15 protein-coding genes are annotated in these 15,927 nt (G+C 69.9%); 4 read left to right on the top strand and 11 right to left on the bottom strand.

Annotated elements, in window-relative coordinates:
* The first annotated feature begins 6 nt into the window (after positions 1 to 6).
* The 4 genes from B9P64_RS21220 to B9P64_RS21205 all read left to right on the top strand — a co-directional run bounded on the left by B9P64_RS21220 (position 7) and on the right by B9P64_RS21205 (position 6,693).
* On the top strand, positions 7 to 1,347 hold the full coding sequence (locus B9P64_RS21220; RefSeq protein WP_217808729.1) for a glycosyltransferase family 4 protein: 1,341 nt from the start codon (positions 7 to 9) through the stop codon (positions 1,345 to 1,347).
* An 8-nt stretch (positions 1,348 to 1,355) separates the two neighbouring features.
* On the top strand, positions 1,356 to 2,597 hold the full coding sequence (locus B9P64_RS21215; RefSeq protein ID WP_085318099.1) for a glycosyltransferase family 4 protein: 1,242 nt from the start codon (positions 1,356 to 1,358) through the stop codon (positions 2,595 to 2,597).
* 80 nt (positions 2,598 to 2,677) lie between these two features.
* Positions 2,678 to 4,675, top strand: a complete 1,998-nt coding sequence (locus B9P64_RS21210; protein ID WP_176256919.1) for an FAD-dependent oxidoreductase — start codon at positions 2,678 to 2,680, stop codon at positions 4,673 to 4,675.
* Entirely contained in the window at positions 4,672 to 6,693 is a 2,022-nt protein-coding gene (locus tag B9P64_RS21205) for a capsular polysaccharide biosynthesis protein (RefSeq protein WP_139826447.1), read from the top strand. Before B9P64_RS21210 ends, B9P64_RS21205 begins: the two co-directional genes overlap by 4 nt.
* An 18-nt stretch (positions 6,694 to 6,711) precedes the next feature.
* On the opposite strand, the gene B9P64_RS21200 is transcribed toward B9P64_RS21205, so the two are convergent.
* The 11 genes from B9P64_RS21200 to B9P64_RS21150 form a co-directional block, all read right to left on the bottom strand.
* A complete protein-coding gene (locus B9P64_RS21200; RefSeq protein WP_176256918.1) occupies positions 6,712 to 8,064 on the bottom strand; it encodes a capsule biosynthesis protein in 1,353 nt (450 codons plus the stop codon).
* A 319-nt stretch (positions 8,065 to 8,383) separates the two neighbouring features.
* Positions 8,384 to 9,664: a UDP-N-acetylglucosamine 1-carboxyvinyltransferase gene (gene murA / locus B9P64_RS21195; RefSeq protein WP_085318096.1), complete on the bottom strand. Its 1,281-nt coding sequence runs from the start codon at positions 9,662 to 9,664 to the stop codon at positions 8,384 to 8,386.
* A gap of 7 nt (positions 9,665 to 9,671) precedes the next feature.
* Positions 9,672 to 9,929: a BolA family protein gene (locus tag B9P64_RS21190; RefSeq protein ID WP_235840079.1), complete on the bottom strand. Its 258-nt coding sequence runs from the start codon at positions 9,927 to 9,929 to the stop codon at positions 9,672 to 9,674.
* Between the two features lie 31 nt (positions 9,930 to 9,960).
* Positions 9,961 to 10,770, bottom strand: a complete 810-nt coding sequence (locus B9P64_RS21185; RefSeq protein ID WP_085318095.1) for an ABC transporter permease — start codon at positions 10,768 to 10,770, stop codon at positions 9,961 to 9,963.
* Between the two features lie 33 nt (positions 10,771 to 10,803).
* On the bottom strand, positions 10,804 to 11,769 hold the full coding sequence (locus B9P64_RS21180; protein WP_085318094.1) for an ABC transporter ATP-binding protein: 966 nt from the start codon (positions 11,767 to 11,769) through the stop codon (positions 10,804 to 10,806).
* 85 nt (positions 11,770 to 11,854) lie between these two features.
* On the bottom strand, positions 11,855 to 12,124 hold the full coding sequence (locus B9P64_RS21175) for an STAS domain-containing protein (protein WP_085318093.1): 270 nt from the start codon (positions 12,122 to 12,124) through the stop codon (positions 11,855 to 11,857).
* On the bottom strand, positions 12,124 to 12,774 hold the full coding sequence (locus B9P64_RS21170) for an MlaC/ttg2D family ABC transporter substrate-binding protein (RefSeq protein ID WP_139826446.1): 651 nt from the start codon (positions 12,772 to 12,774) through the stop codon (positions 12,124 to 12,126). Before B9P64_RS21170 ends, B9P64_RS21175 begins: the two co-directional genes overlap by 1 nt.
* 96 nt (positions 12,775 to 12,870) lie before the next feature.
* Positions 12,871 to 13,629 carry an MlaA family lipoprotein gene (locus B9P64_RS21165; protein WP_085318091.1) on the bottom strand — a complete coding sequence of 253 codons (759 nt, stop codon included), beginning with the start codon at positions 13,627 to 13,629 and terminating at the stop codon, positions 12,871 to 12,873.
* Positions 13,626 to 14,108, bottom strand: a complete 483-nt coding sequence (gene mlaD / locus B9P64_RS21160; RefSeq protein WP_085318090.1) for an outer membrane lipid asymmetry maintenance protein MlaD — start codon at positions 14,106 to 14,108, stop codon at positions 13,626 to 13,628. Before mlaD ends, B9P64_RS21165 begins: the two co-directional genes overlap by 4 nt.
* A 21-nt stretch (positions 14,109 to 14,129) precedes the next feature.
* Complete coding sequence (gene mlaE / locus B9P64_RS21155) at positions 14,130 to 14,915, bottom strand: lipid asymmetry maintenance ABC transporter permease subunit MlaE (protein ID WP_085318089.1); 786 nt, start codon at positions 14,913 to 14,915, stop codon at positions 14,130 to 14,132.
* Complete coding sequence (locus B9P64_RS21150; protein ID WP_085318088.1) at positions 14,912 to 15,736, bottom strand: ABC transporter ATP-binding protein; 825 nt, start codon at positions 15,734 to 15,736, stop codon at positions 14,912 to 14,914. The genes mlaE and B9P64_RS21150 overlap by 4 nt, the downstream gene beginning before the upstream one ends.
* Between the last annotated feature and the right edge of the window lie 191 nt (positions 15,737 to 15,927).

The raw sequence follows: 15,927 nt of genomic DNA, 5'->3' as shown, positions 1-15,927 counted from the left end.
CTGCCCATGCTCCCCAAGCCCAAGACCGCCCCGCTCGTCATGCTCGACGGCATGAACCTGAGCCTGGAAAAGGGCACCGGCATCGCGACCTATTCGCGCAACCTGAGCCAGTCGCTCGGCCAGCTCGGCTATCGCGTCGGCGTGCTCTACGGCCAGTGGTCGCCCGACCGTGGCGATGCGCTGCTGCGCGAGGCGATGTTCTTCGACTCGCGCGCGCCGGCCGAAAGCGCGCTCAAGCGCATCCGCAATACCTGGATCGATGCGGCGCGCGCGCGGCTCGGCGGCTTCAGGGCGGTGGAGGTGCCGGTGACCGGCCGCGTCATCCGCGACAGCCATCGCGGCCGGCTGCCGCACTTCGACCAGCTGTGCAATCAGCGCGGGCTGTTCCTGCGCGCGCACCGGGTGTTCAACCTCACGCGCCGCATCAGCGAAGTGCGCCTGCCCGAGACGCCGGCGGTGATGCACTGGACCTATCCGATCCCGCTGCGGGTGCCGGGCGCCATCAACCTGTACACGCTGCACGACCTGATTCCGCTGCGCCTGCCCTACACCACGCTCGACAACAAGCGCCGCTATCTGCGCATGCTGCGCAAGCTGGTGGCCTCGGGCGATCGCATCGTCACGGTGTCGGAGTGCTCGCGGCGCGACATCCTCGACCTGCTCGACGTGCCGGAAGACCGGGTCATCAACACCTATCAGACGGTCGAGGTGCCGCCCAAGCTGCTGGCCAAGCCCGACGAGGTGGTGCGCAAGGAGCTGCGCGGCCTGTTCGGGCTGGAGCACAAGGGCTATTTCCTGTTCTTTGGCGCCATCGAGCCCAAGAAGAATCTGGCCCGGCTGGTCGAGGCCTATCTGGCCACCAACGTGACCACGCCGCTCATCGTGGTCGGCAATCTGGCCTGGAAGGCCGATGACGAGATGCGGCTGCTCAATGCGCATCTGGCCGGCGTGGCCGGCGCGGGCGGGCCGCGCATCCGGCACATCGACTACGTGCCGTTCGCGGTGCTGGTGTCGCTGATCCGCGGCGCCAAGGCCACGCTGTTCCCGTCGTTGTACGAGGGCTTCGGGCTGCCGGTGCTGGAATCGATGCTGCTCGGCACGCCGGTGCTGTCGTCCAGCACCAGCTCGCTGCCCGAGGTGGCCGGCGATGCGGCGCTGCTGGTCGATCCCTACGACAGCCAGGCGATCGCGCGCGGCATCGTCGCGCTCGACAGCGACAGCGCGCTGCGGCGCCGGCTGTCGCTGGCCGGTCAGGCGCGCGCGGCGCATTTCGACGCCGCCGCCTACGAGGCCCGGCTGACCGCGCTCTACACCGGCCTCGGCGTGGCGCCGCCCGCGCGCGGCTGAGTCTGGTCATGCCCGCTTCGCCCGTCTTCTGCGATGTCACGCGGCTGTTTCGCCGGCGTGCCGACGGCATCGGCCTGACCGGCATCGACCGCGTCAATCTGGCCTATGCCAACTGGACGCTGGCGCGCGGCGGCCAGCTCTGCGTCTGGCGCGACTCGGCCTTCTCGGCGCTGTCGGCGCGCGATCTCAATGCCTTCACCCACGGCTTTCTGGCCGAGGCGGCGGCCGAGACCGCCAATCTGCGCCGCGCGCCGCGCCTGCCGGCCGGCAGCACCGGACGCGGCTGGCTCGGCCGCACCGCCGGCAATCTGGGCCGCACCGCCGGCGGCTGGGTCGGCGCGCTCGGGCGCCGGCTGGCGCCGCCGCGCGCCAGCGAGGGCGGCTGGCTGCTCAACGTCGCGCATCTGTGGCTCGACTCGCCGGCCGCCTGGGCCGCCGCGCGGGCCCAGGGCCTGCGCGTGGCGACGATGATCCACGACCTCATCCCCATCGACTTTCCCGAGTACGCCCGGCCCGGCGAGGCCGAGCGCCACCGGCGCCGGCTGCTCGGCGCGCTGCGGCATTCGCAGGCGCTGATCGGCAATTCGCAGGCCACGCTCGACGAGGTGCGCGCCTTCGCGGCGCGGCTGCAACTGCCGCTGCCGCCGAGCGCGGCGGCGCCGCTCGGCCATGCCCGGCTGCCGGCGCTGCCGCCGCCGCGCGCCACCGGCTCGGGCCGGCCGCATTTCCTCATGCTCGGCACCATCGAGCCGCGCAAGAACCATCTGCTGCTGCTCAACCTGTGGCGCGAGCTGGTGCTGGAGCTGGGCGATGCCGCGCCCGATCTGGTGGTGGTCGGCCGGCGCGGCTGGGAATGCGAGCAGGTGATCGACATGCTCGAGCGCTGCGAGCGATTGCGCGGCCATGTGCTGGAACGCAACGATGCCGACGACGAGGAGGCGCTCGGCTGGCTGGCCGGGGCACGCGCCTTGCTGTTGCCGTCGTTTGCCGAGGGCTTCGGGCTGCCGGTGCAGGAGGCGCTGGCGCTCGGCGTGCCGGTGCTGGCGTCGCCATTACCCGTTTTCCGCGAGATTGCCGGCGATGTGCCCGACTACTGTCCTGCCCTGGACGGACCGGGCTGGCGCCGAACTATCCTCGGCTACACAGCGCCGGACTCCCCGTTGCGGGAGGCGCAACTCGCGCGCATCGCCACCTACAAGGCGTTCACGTGGGAGGCGCATTTTCGGCAGGTCGAGAAACTGCTGGCTTGAACACCGCCAGCTGCACAGGAAAAAACATGCAGGGTCAATTTGCAGCTGTCGCCGGCGGGGGCCGGGCGGCATGGAGCGCGATGCGCAGTCAACTTGCCGGCGTCGGGCTGGCGCTCGGGCTGGCCGCCTGCGGCGGTGGCGGGTCGGGTTCGGCCGGCACGCCGGCGGCCCAGCCGACCGAGGTGGTGCCGGTCGTGGCCTTTGCGGCCGAAACCGGGCGCAGCGTGCTGCCCGACGGCACGGTGGCCTTCAGCGTCGCGCGCGCGCTGGCGAGCGGCGAGCGGCTGGTCTGCTTGGCGGCCGATGCGGCGAGCGCGGCCTGTTCCGGCAGTGCCAGCGCCGGCGTGTTGAGCTACACCGGGCTGGCCGTCGGCAGCCACGCCTTGCAGGTCGAGCTGCGCGACGCCACCGGCACGCTGGTGGCGCGCGCCAGCCGCAGCATCGAGATCCGCCAGCCCGAGGTGGTGGTCTACGGCGCCACGCCGGGCGGCATCGCGGCGGCGGTCGCGGCGGCGCGCGCCGGGCGCAGCGTGGCGCTGCTCGAAGCCACCGCGCATGTCGGCGGGATGATGAGCGGCGGCCTGACCAAGACCGACCTCGGCGTCAACGGCCTGCCGGTCATCGGCGGCTTTGCGCAGGAATTCCTCTCCGCCACCTATGCCGCCGAAACCGCCGCCGGCCGCTGCTCGGCCAACTGGCCCTGCGACGGCCGGAGCGACTTCGAGCCGCATGTGGCCGAGCGGGTGTTCGAGCAGCTCATCGGCGCCGAAGCCAATCTCACGCTCGAACGCGGCGCCCGGCTCACCGGCGCGAGCCGCAGCGGCAGCCGCATCGCCGCCATCGCCACCACGCGCGGCAGCCTGGCCGGCGCGGTCTTCATCGACGCCAGCTACGAGGGCGACCTGATGGCGCGCGCCGGTGCCAGCTACACCATCGGCCGCGAGGCGCGCACCGAGGCTGCCGCTGGCGACACGGCCGCGCTCGAATTGCAGGAGGACACCGCCGGCATCCGCACCGCGCTCAAGCCGTCCAGCCTGATCGTCGATCCCTATGTGGTGGCGGGCGATCCGTCGAGCGGCACGCTGCCCTTCGTCGAGCCCAAGCCGGCCTCGCTGCCGCCCGTCGGCAGTGCCGACCACCGCGTGATGGCCTACAACTACCGGCTCTGCGTCACCGACGATCCGCAGTCGCGCGTGCCCTTCACCCGGCCGGCCGATTACGACCCGGCGCGCTACGAGGGCTCGGCGCGGGTGGCGCAGGCGCTCGCCGCCAGCGGCCAGAAGCTCGACGAGCTGATGTTCCGGCCCTACCGCACCGTGCATGCGGCCGATCCCAACTACTACAAGTACGACCTGAACGGCGGCGCCACCTTCTCCAGCGACATGACGGCGGCCGATCTCAACCAGGCCTATACCGATGCCGACGAGGCCGGTCGCAACCGCATCCGCGCCGCCTACCGCAGCTACATCTCGGGGCTGCTCTACTTCTGGCAGACCGATCCGCGCTTCGGCGCGCTCAATGCCAAGGTCGCGCGCTTCGGCCTGTGCGCCGACGAGTTCACCGACAACGGCAACTGGCCTTATGCGCTCTATGTGCGCGAGTCGCGCCGGCTGCAAGGCGTCTATGTGCTCAACGAGAACGACCTGCGCCAGAACGGCCGCCGGCCGGCCATCGCCGACGTGATCGGCATGGGCGCCTACGACATGGACTCGCACTCGGCGCGCTACTACGCGCACTCGGTGCTGACCGCCGACCGCTCGCGGCGCGTCGATTCCATCGTGGTCGAGGGCTATCTCATCCTGCATCTGCCCGACGACCGGCCCTATCCCGTGCCCTATCGCAGCCTGCTGCCGCGCGCCAGCGAGGTGAGCAATCTGCTGGTGGTGGGCGCGCCGTCGGTCACCCATCTGGCGCTGTGCTCGATCCGCATGGAGCCGACCTTCATGGTGCTGGGCCAGTCGGCCGGCATCGCCGCCGCCGAGACGCTGCGGCTCGGCACGACGCTGCACGGCCTGCCCTATGAGCGGCTGCGTCCGCTGCTGCTGGCGGCCGGCCAGAAACTTTCCTTCGAGCGATGACCGGGACCGGCGCCTTCCGCTACGCAGTCTTCAATCGCGGGCTGCGCCGGCTCGACGGGCTCGATGTGTTTCTCGGCGCGCCGGTCGCGCGCTGCCGCTTCATGGCGCCGGCCGGCATCGAGGCCACGCTCGGCTGGGGCCGCAGTCCGCACGGCCGTCATGCCGAGGCGGTGGCGCGGCGGCGCGGCATCGCCTTCATCCATCTCGAAGACGGCTTTCTGCGCTCGGTCGGCTTCGGCCGCGCCGAGCCGCCGCTGTCGCTGCTGGTCGACGACCTCGGCGTGCATTACGACGCCGGCGCGCCGTCGCGGCTCGAAGCGCTGGTGCGCCAGCCGCTCGACGCGGCACGTACCGCGCGGGCCCGGGCGCTGATCGCCGCCTGGCGCGCCGCCCGCGTCTCCAAGTACAACCATGCGCGCGAATTTGCCGGCGAACTGCCGCCGCGCTATGTGCTGCTGGCCGACCAGACCTTTGGCGACGGTTCGATCCGCCACGGTCAGGCCAGCCCGGCCAGCTTTGCCCGGCTGCTGGCGCGCGCGCTGGCCGAGCGGCCCGATTGCCGGGTGCTGGTCAAGGTCCATCCCGAGGTGCTGGCCGGACGCAAGCGCGGCCATTTCGATCTGGCCGAACTGCGGCGCGAACCGCGCGTGCTGCTGCTCGGCGAGGATGTGCATCCGGTGCGGCTCATCGAGCAGGCCGAGGCCGTGTATGCCGTGACTTCGCAGATCGGCTTCGAGGCGCTGCTCTGGGGCCGGCCGGTGCATGTCGAGGGCATGCCGTTCTATGCCGGCTGGGGCCTCACAGCCGATGCCCGGCCGGCGCCCGACCGGCGCTGCCCGGTGGCGCTCGAAAGCCTGGTGCATGCGGCGCTGGTCGACTACCCGCGCTACCGCGATCCCGAGACCGGCGCGCGCTGCGAGGTCGAGCGCGTCCTCGACTGGCTCGGCCTGCAACGGGCTCAGCGCGAACGCTTTCCGCGTCAGATCTTTGCCGCCGGCTTCTCGGCCTGGAAGCGGCCGATCGTGCGCGACTTCCTGCAGGGCTCGCAGGTGAGCTTCGTGGAGGGCGCGGCGGCGGGGGGGGCCGGTGCCGACGCGGCGGTCCGGTCCGGCGCCATCGCACCCGACGCTACGCTGGCGGTCTGGGGCCGCGCCGCCACCGACCATGCCGGCCCGCTGCTGCGGCTGGAGGACGGCTTCGTGCGCTCGGTCGGGCTGGGCGCCGATCTGGTCCGGCCGCTGTCCTGGGTGATGGACCGGCGCGGCATCTATTTCGACGCCACGCGCGAATCCGATCTGGAGCATCTGCTCGCCACCGCGCAGTTCGACGCGCCGCTGCTGGCGCGCGCCGCCGCGCTGCGCGAGCGCCTCGTGGCCGAAGGGCTCACCAAGTACAACGTCGGCAGCGGCGCGGCGGCGGTGAATGCGCCGGCCGGTCGGCGCCGGCTGCTGGTGGTCGGCCAGGTCGAGTCCGATGCCTCGCTGCGCTATGGCGCGCCGGGCATCGCGCGCAATCTCGATCTGCTGCGCGCAGTGCGTGCCGCCGCGCCCGATGCCTGGATCGTCTACAAGCCGCATCCCGATGTGGTGGCCGGCCTGCGCCATGCCGGTCAGGGCGAGGACGGCGCCGCCGCCCATTGCGACCAGCTGCTCGCCGACGCACCGATGGGCGCGCTGCTGCTGGCGGTGGACGAGGTGCATGTGCTGACCTCGCTCGCCGGTTTCGAGGCGCTGCTGCGCGGCCGGCGCGTGGTCTGCTGGGGCCAGCCCTTCTATGCCGGCTGGGGCCTGACCGACGACCGGCTGCCGCCGGCCCGGCGCGGCCGCGCGTTGCCGCTCGATGCGCTGGTGGCGGCGGCGCTGCTGCTCTATCCGGTGTATCTGAGCCGCACGACCGGGCGCTACACCACGGCCGAACGCGCGCTCGACGAGCTGCTGGCCTGGCGCGCTGGCGGCCCGGCGCGCCTGCCGTGGTGGCGCCGACTGCTGCGCGCACTGCTCACGCTGCGCGCGCGCTGAGCGCGTCAGCCGGCCGGGTCAGTGGACTTCGGTGTGATGCAGCGCCAGCTGCTGGCTGGCGACGAAGGCGGGCTTGACCGGCGCCGGCAGGGCTTCTGCCGGCAGCACGGCCGGTTCGCGGGCCGGTGGTGCTGCCGGCGTCAGCCAGCAGTCGGGTGCGAAGCTCAGCGGCATGCCGCTGCGCAGGCGCTGGCGCAATGCGTCGACGATCATGGCCCGGCCCTCGGCGCGATAGAAGCTGCCGTTGATCTGGCTGCGTTGGGCCACCACATGCCGGAACGCGCGATAGGTCTTGAGCAGCGGCGGCTGCGGCGCGCACCAGAACTCGGGCAGCGGCTGCTGGCTTGCCAGCCCCGGCGCGTTGTACAGCGCCTGACCCAGCGCCTTCAGCGGCACCAGCCGGTGCAGCGCCGAGATGCCGGCGGTCGAGTTGATGGTGATGGCGGCGCGGGTCCGGCTCAGCAGCAGCGGCAGGCTGCCGCCGTTGAGGAAGAACACGCGGTCGCGCACCCCGTGCTGATGGGCCAGCCGGTTGATGAGCTGCCGGTAGTTGTTGCCACTGGCGTCGAGCGGATGGTTCTTGATGACGAGAAAGGCGCCGGCCGGCGCATGACGCGCAAACGACGGCAGGATTTCCTCGATGAAGGCACAGGTGTCGGCGAAGCGCGAATGCATGCGCACCTGGGCATCGGAATCGATCTGGAGCAGCGCGAGATACATGTCGCCCGCGCGGGCCATCAGCTGGCGTTGCAGCAGGCTGGCCGCATGCCGGCGCAGCGGCGTGCTGGCCAGCCGCAGCGTCCAGCGCAGACCCTCATGCCAACAGCGCTCGCGATGGGTGATGGCATGGCCGAGCAGTCCGCGACCCAGCCCGACCAGCGCGTAATGGCGCGCCGCATAGGCACCGAGCCGCAGCGCGGTGGTGCCGACCGGCAGGCTTACCGGCGGACGGCGGCGCGCTTCGGGCACCTGATGGATCGCCTCGACCAGCTCGTTGAGCGGCGAGAAGCCGTTCACGCCGTTGCGTTCGAGCGTGACCCAGTCGGGCCGCAGATAGCCTTCCTCGAACACATGCACGCGTACCTGCGGCGCGCGCTCGCGCAGCCAGGCGATGGTTTCGCGGTGGATCGGCCGGCAGTCGCCGAACAGCACCACGTCGGTGACCGCATGCTCGACCAGCAGATTGGCCAGACGGCGCGGCCAGTGTTCCAGGGTCAGACCGAAGAATTCGCAGTCGCCGCGCGCATCAAGCGCGTCGCCGCTGTTGAAGGCCACGCGCCGCACCCGCCCGAACTGCCGCAGCATCCGCGCAAGCTCGCGGAAAAAGGGTCCGACCGGACCTTGCAGCAGCAGGAAGCTAGGCTTGTTCATGGATGGCGGCATCGCTGTGTTGCACTCAATTCGGAAGCGAGGCCAGCGCGCCTCGCGGCCCCGCATTCTGTGCGAATCGTGTTTCCGGGCTGGCTCGGGGGGCAGAAAAAGCCTAACGGCTATCAATCTGCCCGTAACTTTCGGCGAGTTTTCGCTGCCTTTGTCCCGCTGTTGCAACTGCGTGCCCGTTTTGCCACGGCAACCGGGCCAGTTGCAGCAGAGCTTTCAGGGTGGCTGCAATGCTGCGCCGCATTAGCGCCGATGAGCCAGTCTTGACAGCCGCTTATCGGCGTTTTGCCGTCACCGTTGCTGCGAAGCCTCAGCTCACTCGCTCGATGCGCGCGCCCACCGCCGCGAGCTTGCCTTCCATGCGCTCGTAGCCGCGATCCAGGTGGTAGATGCGGCTGATCGTGGTTTCGCCTTCCGCCACCAGGCCGGCGATGACCAGCGAGGCCGAGGCGCGCAGATCGGTGGCCATGACGGCTGCGCCCGACAGCCCGGCCACGCCCTTGACCACCGCCGTGTCGTCCTGGATGGCGATGTCGGCGCCGAGCCGGATCAGCTCGGGCACATGCATGAAGCGGTTCTCGAAGATGGTTTCGGTCAGCACGCTGGTGCCTTCGGCCGTGCAGTCGAGCGCCATGAACTGCGCCTGCATGTCGGTCGGGAAGGCCGGATAGGGCAGGGTGCGCACGCTGATCGCCTTGAGCCGGCGTTCGGCGCGGATGCGGATCCAGTCGCCGTTGTGCTCGATGGCGGCGCCGGCTTCGGCCAGCTTGTCGATGACGGCCTGGAGCGTCTGCGGCGCGGCGTGCCTGAGCAGCAGATCGCTGCCGCCGAACACGCCGGTGGCGGCCGCGGCGCACAGGAAGGTGCCGGTCTCGATGCGGTCGGGAACGATGGCGTGCTCGGCACCGTGGAGTGCTTCAACGCCGTCGATCTCGATGCGGTCGGTGCCGGCGCCGGAAATCTTCGCGCCCATGGCGATCAGGCAGTTGGCCAGATCGACCACCTCTGGCTCGCGCGCGGCGTTCTCGATGACGGTGCGGCCGTCTGCGAGCGCGGCGGCCATCATCAGATTCTCGGTGCCGGTGACCGTGACCATGTCGGTCACGATGCGTGCGCCCTTCAACCGCTTGGCCTTGGCGTGGATGTAGCCGTGCTCGATGGTGATTTCGGCGCCCAGCTTCTGCAGGCCCTTGATGTGCTGATCGACCGGCCGCGCGCCGATGGCGCATCCGCCCGGCAGCGACACCTTGGCCGAGCCGAAGCGCGCCAGCAGCGGCCCCAGCACGAGGATCGAGGCGCGCATGGTGCGCACGATGTCGTAGGGCGCCTCGTCGCTGTGGAGCGTGGGCGTGGCCAGTGCGACGACCGCTTCCGGGTCGCGCACGGTGGCCGCTTCATCGATCTTGACGCCGTGCTGGCGCAGCAGCCGGAGCATCGAGGCGATGTCCTGGAGCCGCGGCACGTTGCGCAGCACCAGCGGCTCGGCGGTCATGAGCCCGGCGCAAAGAATGGGGAGCGCGGCGTTTTTCGCACCCGAGATGGAAATCTCGCCGCGCAGCGGCTGACCGCCGCGGATAAGCAGTTTGTCCAAGGCTTCCTTACTTGCCGGCCTCTTGTTCGGCCGGCGTGAGCGTCTTGAGACCAAGGGCGTGGATGGCTTCGCGCATGCCGTCGCCGATGGCCTTGTAGACGAGTTGGTGACGAGCCACACGGCTCTTGCCCTCGAATTCGGGCGAGACGATCACGGCGTCGAAATGCGCGCCGTCGTCGCCGAAGACCTGGATCGAGCTGCAGCTCAGTCCGGCGGCGATCATTTCCTGGATGGCTTCCTTGGTCATCATCTGGGCGGTACTCATGGCAGTGCTCCTGGGGCAGGGTGGGGAAAGGTCAGGTGCGCAGCTTGTAGCCGGACTTCAGCAGCGCAAGCGCAACCGTCGACAGCAGCGAAAAGCATGCCGCGACAATCCCGACACTGACCCAGGGCGACAGGTCGGCCTGACCGAAGAAACCGTAGCGGAAGCCGTCGATCATGTAGAAGAACGGGTTGAAGTGCGACACGGTCTTCCACAGCGGTGGCAGGGTGTGCAGCGAGTAGAACACGCCCGACAGCATGGTCGCCGGCATGATGAGGAAGTTCTGGAACGCGGCGAGCTGGTCGAACTTCTCGGCCACGATGCCGGCGATGACGCCGAAGGCGCCGAGGATGGCACTGCCCAGCAGCGCGAACACCGCGATCCACAGCGGATGCGCGAAGTGGACTTCGGCGAACCAGACGGTCACGGCAAACACGCCCGCGCCGACCGCCAGCCCGCGCAGCATCGCGCCCAGCACATAGGCCAGAAAGAACGTGGCCGGCGAGATCGGCGGCAGCAGGATGAACACCAGATTGCCGGTCACCCGGCTTTGAATGAGCGACGACGAGCTGTTGGCAAACGCGTTCTGCAGCACGCTCATCATCACCAGCCCGGGGATGAGGAAGGCGGTGTAGCTCACGCCCGGGTACACCTCGACGCGCTGCTCCAGCGCCTGGGCAAAGATCAGCAGATAGAGCACCGAGGTGAGGATCGGCGCGGCCAGCGTCTGGAACGACACCTTCCAGAACCGCAGCACTTCCTTGCGCAGCAGCATCGCAAAGCCGGTGAAGGCGCGCGGCTGGCGCGGCGTGGCGGCGGCGAGGTGGGCGGGCTGGCTGGGCATGGGGCTCGGTAGCTAAGGCGGGCGGACGACGGCTCAGCCGACGGTGGCGACGGGCGCGGCCGGTTCGGGCGCATCGCCGGTCAGGCGCAGGAACACGTCTTCGAGATCGGCATGGCGCAGCTCGATGTCGTCGATTTGCAGGCCGGCTTCGCGCAGGCGGCGCAGCGCGGATTCGATGGCGCCGGCGTCGGTGGCGGCCAGCGCGAGGCGGCCGTCGGGCAGGGCTTCGGCGCCGGCGGCGAGGTCGGCGGGCAGGGCGGCAAGCTCGCCACCGAGCCGGAACACCAGCCGCGTCGCCGCCTGCCGGCGCAGCAGCGCCTGGGTGCGGTCGAGCGCGACCACGCGGCCGAGCTTGAGCATCGCAATGCGGCCGCAGTACTGCTGCGCTTCTTCGAGGTAGTGCGTGGTTAGGATGACGGTGCAGCCCTCGCGGTTGAGCCGCGCGATGAACTTCCACAGCGTGTGGCGCAGTTCCACGTCCACGCCGGCGGTCGGCTCGTCGAGGATGATGACCGGCGGTCGATGCACCAGCGCCTGCGCCACCAGCACCCGGCGCTTCATGCCGCCCGACAGCGCGCGCATGTTGGCGTTGGCCTTGTCGCTCAGATCGAGGTTGTGCAGCACCTCGTCGATCCAGTCGTCGCCGCAGCGCGGGTCGCGCGCGCCGAGGCCGTAGTAGCCACGCGTGAAGCTCAGCGTCTCGCGCACGGTGAAGAAGGGGTCGAAGACCAGTTCCTGCGGCACCACGCCGAGGTTCATGCGGGCGAGCGCCGGTTCGGCGACCACGTCATGGCCCATCACACTCACGTTGCCGGCGCTGGCGCGCGCCAGCCCCGCGATGATGGAGATGAGCGTGGTCTTGCCGGCACCGTTGGGGCCGAGCAGACCGAAGAATTCGCCCTGCGCCACGTCGAAGCTCACGCCGTCGAGCGCGCGCGGACCGTTGCGGTACTGCTTGGCGACGTTGCGGACGGCGAGGGCTGGGACGGAGTTGGTCATGAATTCGGGCGCGGGAAGCGGGCCCGGATTATAGGGAGCGGCGGCGTGCGGCGATCCGGGGAAAACCGGCGCCGGCAGCCGGAAGTCAGGACGTGGCCGGCACGAGCCCGATCAGCTCGTCCACGCCGTAGAGCTTGGCCAGCTCGGCCAGCGCCGGGCTGGCGCCTTCGAAGGCCAGCGCGCGCGCGCCGGCGCTGCGACGCCAGGCCAGCAGCAGCGCCACCGCCGACGAATCGACATCGGTCGCCGCCGACAGGTCGATGCGCGTTTCGCCGGCGGCGATGGCCGCGCGCCCGGCGTCGAGCGCGGCGCTGGCTTCGGCCATGCGCAGCCGGACCGGAGCGCGCCAGGCCATCAGCTGGCCTTCCCGCCCGACAGCTCGGCGTTCTTGGTCTGGAGCGACTTGATGAGCCCGTCGAGGCCGCTCTTGTTCACTTCCTGCGCGAAGGTGTTGCGGTAGTTCTCGACCAGCCAGACACCCACGACATTGAGGTCGTAGATCTTCCAGGCGCCGCCGTCCTTGCGTTCGAGCGCGTAGTCGAGCTGGATCGGGTCGCCGCCCTTGGCCTGGATGACCTGGGTCTTGACGACCGCCTTGTTCGGCTGGTCGGCCTCGGGCCGGAACGGCAGGAAGTTGAAGCGCACATCCTTCACCTGCGTGAGCGCGCCGGCATAGGTGCGCACCAGCAGCTGCTTGAAGCTCTCGCTCAGCGCCTTCTTCTGCTCGGGCGTGGCCTGACGCCAGGCGCGGCCCACGGCCAGGCCGGTGGTGCGCTCGAAGTCCACATACGGCATCACCTTCTGGTCGACCAGCTGCATCACCTTGTTGATGTCGCCGCTCGCATAGGCCTTGTCGTTCTGGAGCGTGTCGAGCACCTCGGTCGAGAGCTGGCGGATCAGCTGGTCGGGCGCGCTGGCGTCGACGGCGGCGTGGGCCGCCGGCAGGCCGAGCAGCGCCAGGGCGGTCAGGGCTGCGCCCTGTTTCATCAGTTGGCGTCGTTGCATTTGGCTTTCCTCGTGCGGATGCCGGCGCAAGAGGCGCGCCGGGCGGTCATCTTCGGCGGGTGTGGCGGCGGCGGGTGTAACAGGCAGCCCGGCGGCTCAGCGCTTGACCGGGGTGGCGCCGTCGTCCTCGTCGTCGTCGTAGCTGGGCGCCGAGTTGGGCGGATTGCCGTCGTAGATCATCGAGCGGCGCCGTTGCAGATAGGCGTCGCGCGTGAAGGCATAGGTGTCGAACGAGGCGTTGTCGAGCAGCTTGGTGGTGTCGAGCAGCTCGGCGCGGATCGAGATCAGCCGCGTCGCCGACAGCGACCAGTACAGCAGGTCGTCGTTGATGTAGGCGATCGGTTCGCCGAAACGGTCGGCAACGAAACCGACCGCATCGCGCCCGGAACTCGGGCCGAAGAACGGCAGCACCAGATACGGCCCGCTGCCCACGCCCCAGACGCCGAGCGTCTGGCCGAAGTCTTCCGGCCGCTTCTGCAGGCCGGGCAGGGTGCTGGCCACGTCGGCGCAGCCGCCAAAGCCGAAGATGGTGTTGATCGTGAAGCGGGTGAGCGTGTGCGCCGTGTCGGCCGGCTTGCCCTGCAACAGGCTGTTGGTGGCCGACCAAAGATCGCCCACATTGCCGAACACGTTCGAGATGCAGTTGCGCAGCGGCTCGGGCAGCACCGCCCGATAGCCCTCGGCGACCGGCTTGGTCACATAGCGGTCGACCCGGTCGTTGAAGCCGTAGATCGAGCGGTTGAAGCCTTCCCAGGGATCGGCCGGGCTCGGCGCGCGGGCGCCGGTGGTGGCGCAGCCGGCCAGCGCCAGTGCGGCGAGACAGGCGGCGGCGGACGGGACGGCGGGCTTGGTCAAGGCGCGTTCTCCTTCTTGGCGCCGGCATCGGCGGCCGACTTGAACAGGAATTGGCTGATGAGGCTTTCGAGCACCACGGCCGATTGCGTCGAGCCGATGCGTTCGCCCGGCGCGAGATTGTCGGTATCGCCGCCGGCGTTCAGGCCCACGTACTGCTCGCCCAGCAGGCCCGAGGTGAGGATGGCCGCACTCGTGTCCTTGGGAAAGGCATAGCGCTTGTCGAGCTGGAGCCGCACTGCCGCCTGATAGGTCCGGTCGTCGAAGCCGATGTCGGCGACCCGGCCCACCACCACGCCGGCGCTCTTGACCGGCGCGCGCGCCTTCAGCCCGCCGATGTTGTCGAACTTGGCCAGCACCTCATAGGTTTCGCCGCGCTGGAAGCTGGCCAGATTGCCGGCCTGGAGCGCCAGAAACAGCAGCGCCGCCGCACCCAGCAGCACGAACAGCCCAACGAAGACATTCACCGAACGGGTTTGCATTGCTTTTCTCTCCGGCGCGCGTCAGCGGAACATCAGCGCGGTCATGACGAAATCGAGGCCCAGCACCAGCAGCGAGGCGATGACGACGGTGCGCGTAGTGGCGCGCGACACGCCCTCGGGCGTGGGCGCGGCGGCAAAGCCCTCGCGCAGCGCGATGAAAGTGACGGTGAAGCCGAACACCACCGCCTTGAGCAGTCCGTTGCCGATGTCGGTGAAGATGTCCACGCCGGCTTCCATCTGGCTCCAGAACGCGCCGGCATCGATGCCGATGAGCTTCACCGCGATCAGCCACCCGCCCAGGATGCCGACCGCAGAAAACACCGTGGCCAGGATCGGCAGCGCGATCACGCCGGCCCAGAAGCGCGGCGCCAGCACCCGCGCCACCGGGTCGATCGCCATCATTTCCATCGCGGTCAGCTGCTCGCCGGCCTTCATCAGACCGATCTCGGCGGTGAGCGAGGTGCCGGCACGGCCGGCAAACAGCAGCGCCGCCACCACCGGCCCCAGCTCGCGCAGCAGCGCCAGCGCCACCAGCAGCCCGACCGACTGCTCGGCGCCGTAGCGGCCGAGGATGTAATCGCCCTGGAAGCCCAGCACGAAGCCGATGAACAGCCCCGACACCGCGATGATGACCAGCGAGTAGTTGCCGATGAAATGGATCTGGTCGATCACCAGCCGGGGCCGGCCAAACGCCGACAAGCCCTGCGTCAGCAGGCGCAGAAACAGCCGCGCGCCTTCGCCGATGCCGGCCAGCAGGGCCAGCGTGCGCGCGCCGAGCCGGGCCGTGAAATCGAGTGCGGCGCTCATGCGCGCGGCTCCGTGCCGATGCCGAACTGCTCGGCCAGCGCCGGCGCGGCCATGTGGAAGGGCACCGGCCCCTCGGCGCTGGCGCTGATGAACTGATGCACGAAGGGATCGGCCGAACGCTCCAGATCGGCCGGCGCGCCCTCGGCGGCGATGCGGCCGTCGGCCACGAAATACACGTAGTCGGCGATCAGGAAGGTCTCGCGCACGTCATGGCTCACGATGATCGACGTGGCGCCGAGCGCCGTATTGAGATTGCGGATGAGATTGGCCGTGATGCCCATCGAGATCGGATCGAGGCCGGCGAAGGGCTCGTCATACATGATGAGCTGCGGGTCGAGCGCAATCGCGCGGGCCAGCGCGATGCGGCGCGCCATGCCGCCCGAAATCTCGGCCGGCTTGAGCCCGGCGGCACCGCGCAGGCCGACCGCGTTGAGCTTCATCAGCACCAGATCGCGGATCAGTTCTTCTGGCAGATCGGTGTGCTCGCGCAGCGGGAAGGCCACGTTGTCGAAGCAGCTCAGGTCGGTGAACAGCGCGCCGAACTGGAACAGCATGCCCATGCGGCGCCGCGCGGCGTAGAGCGACTCGCGCCGGGCCGGATCGATCGGCTGGCCGTCGAACAGCACCTCGCCGTGCCCGGGTCGCACCAGGCCGCCGATGAGCCGCAGCGCCGTGGTTTTGCCCGAGCCCGAGCCGCCCATGATCGCCACCACCTGACCGCGCGGAAACCGCATCGACACATCGATGAGGATCGGCCGTTCCGAATAGGCGAACGACACCTGCCGGAGTTCGACGAGCGGAGGGGCGGAGGCGGCATTCATTGGCGGGTGTGGTGCGCGAAGCCCTTGTTTGTTATTGAAAATCCGTTGTGAGGCCACTGAAAGGCAGGCGGCGGCGGATTCTAGCAGCGGGGTTTTTTGAGCCTGACTGCCGGATTGTGTTGCTTGGTAAGCCTGCGCAAGGCCCGCTGCGGCACTGCGGCAAGCCTGCCAGACCCGGGTGTTAGCATTTT

The organism is Derxia lacustris (assembly GCF_002105195.1).
Classification (GTDB): Bacteria; Pseudomonadota; Gammaproteobacteria; order Burkholderiales; family Burkholderiaceae_E; genus Derxia; species Derxia lacustris.
This window is presented reverse-complemented; position numbering and strand designations above follow the sequence as displayed.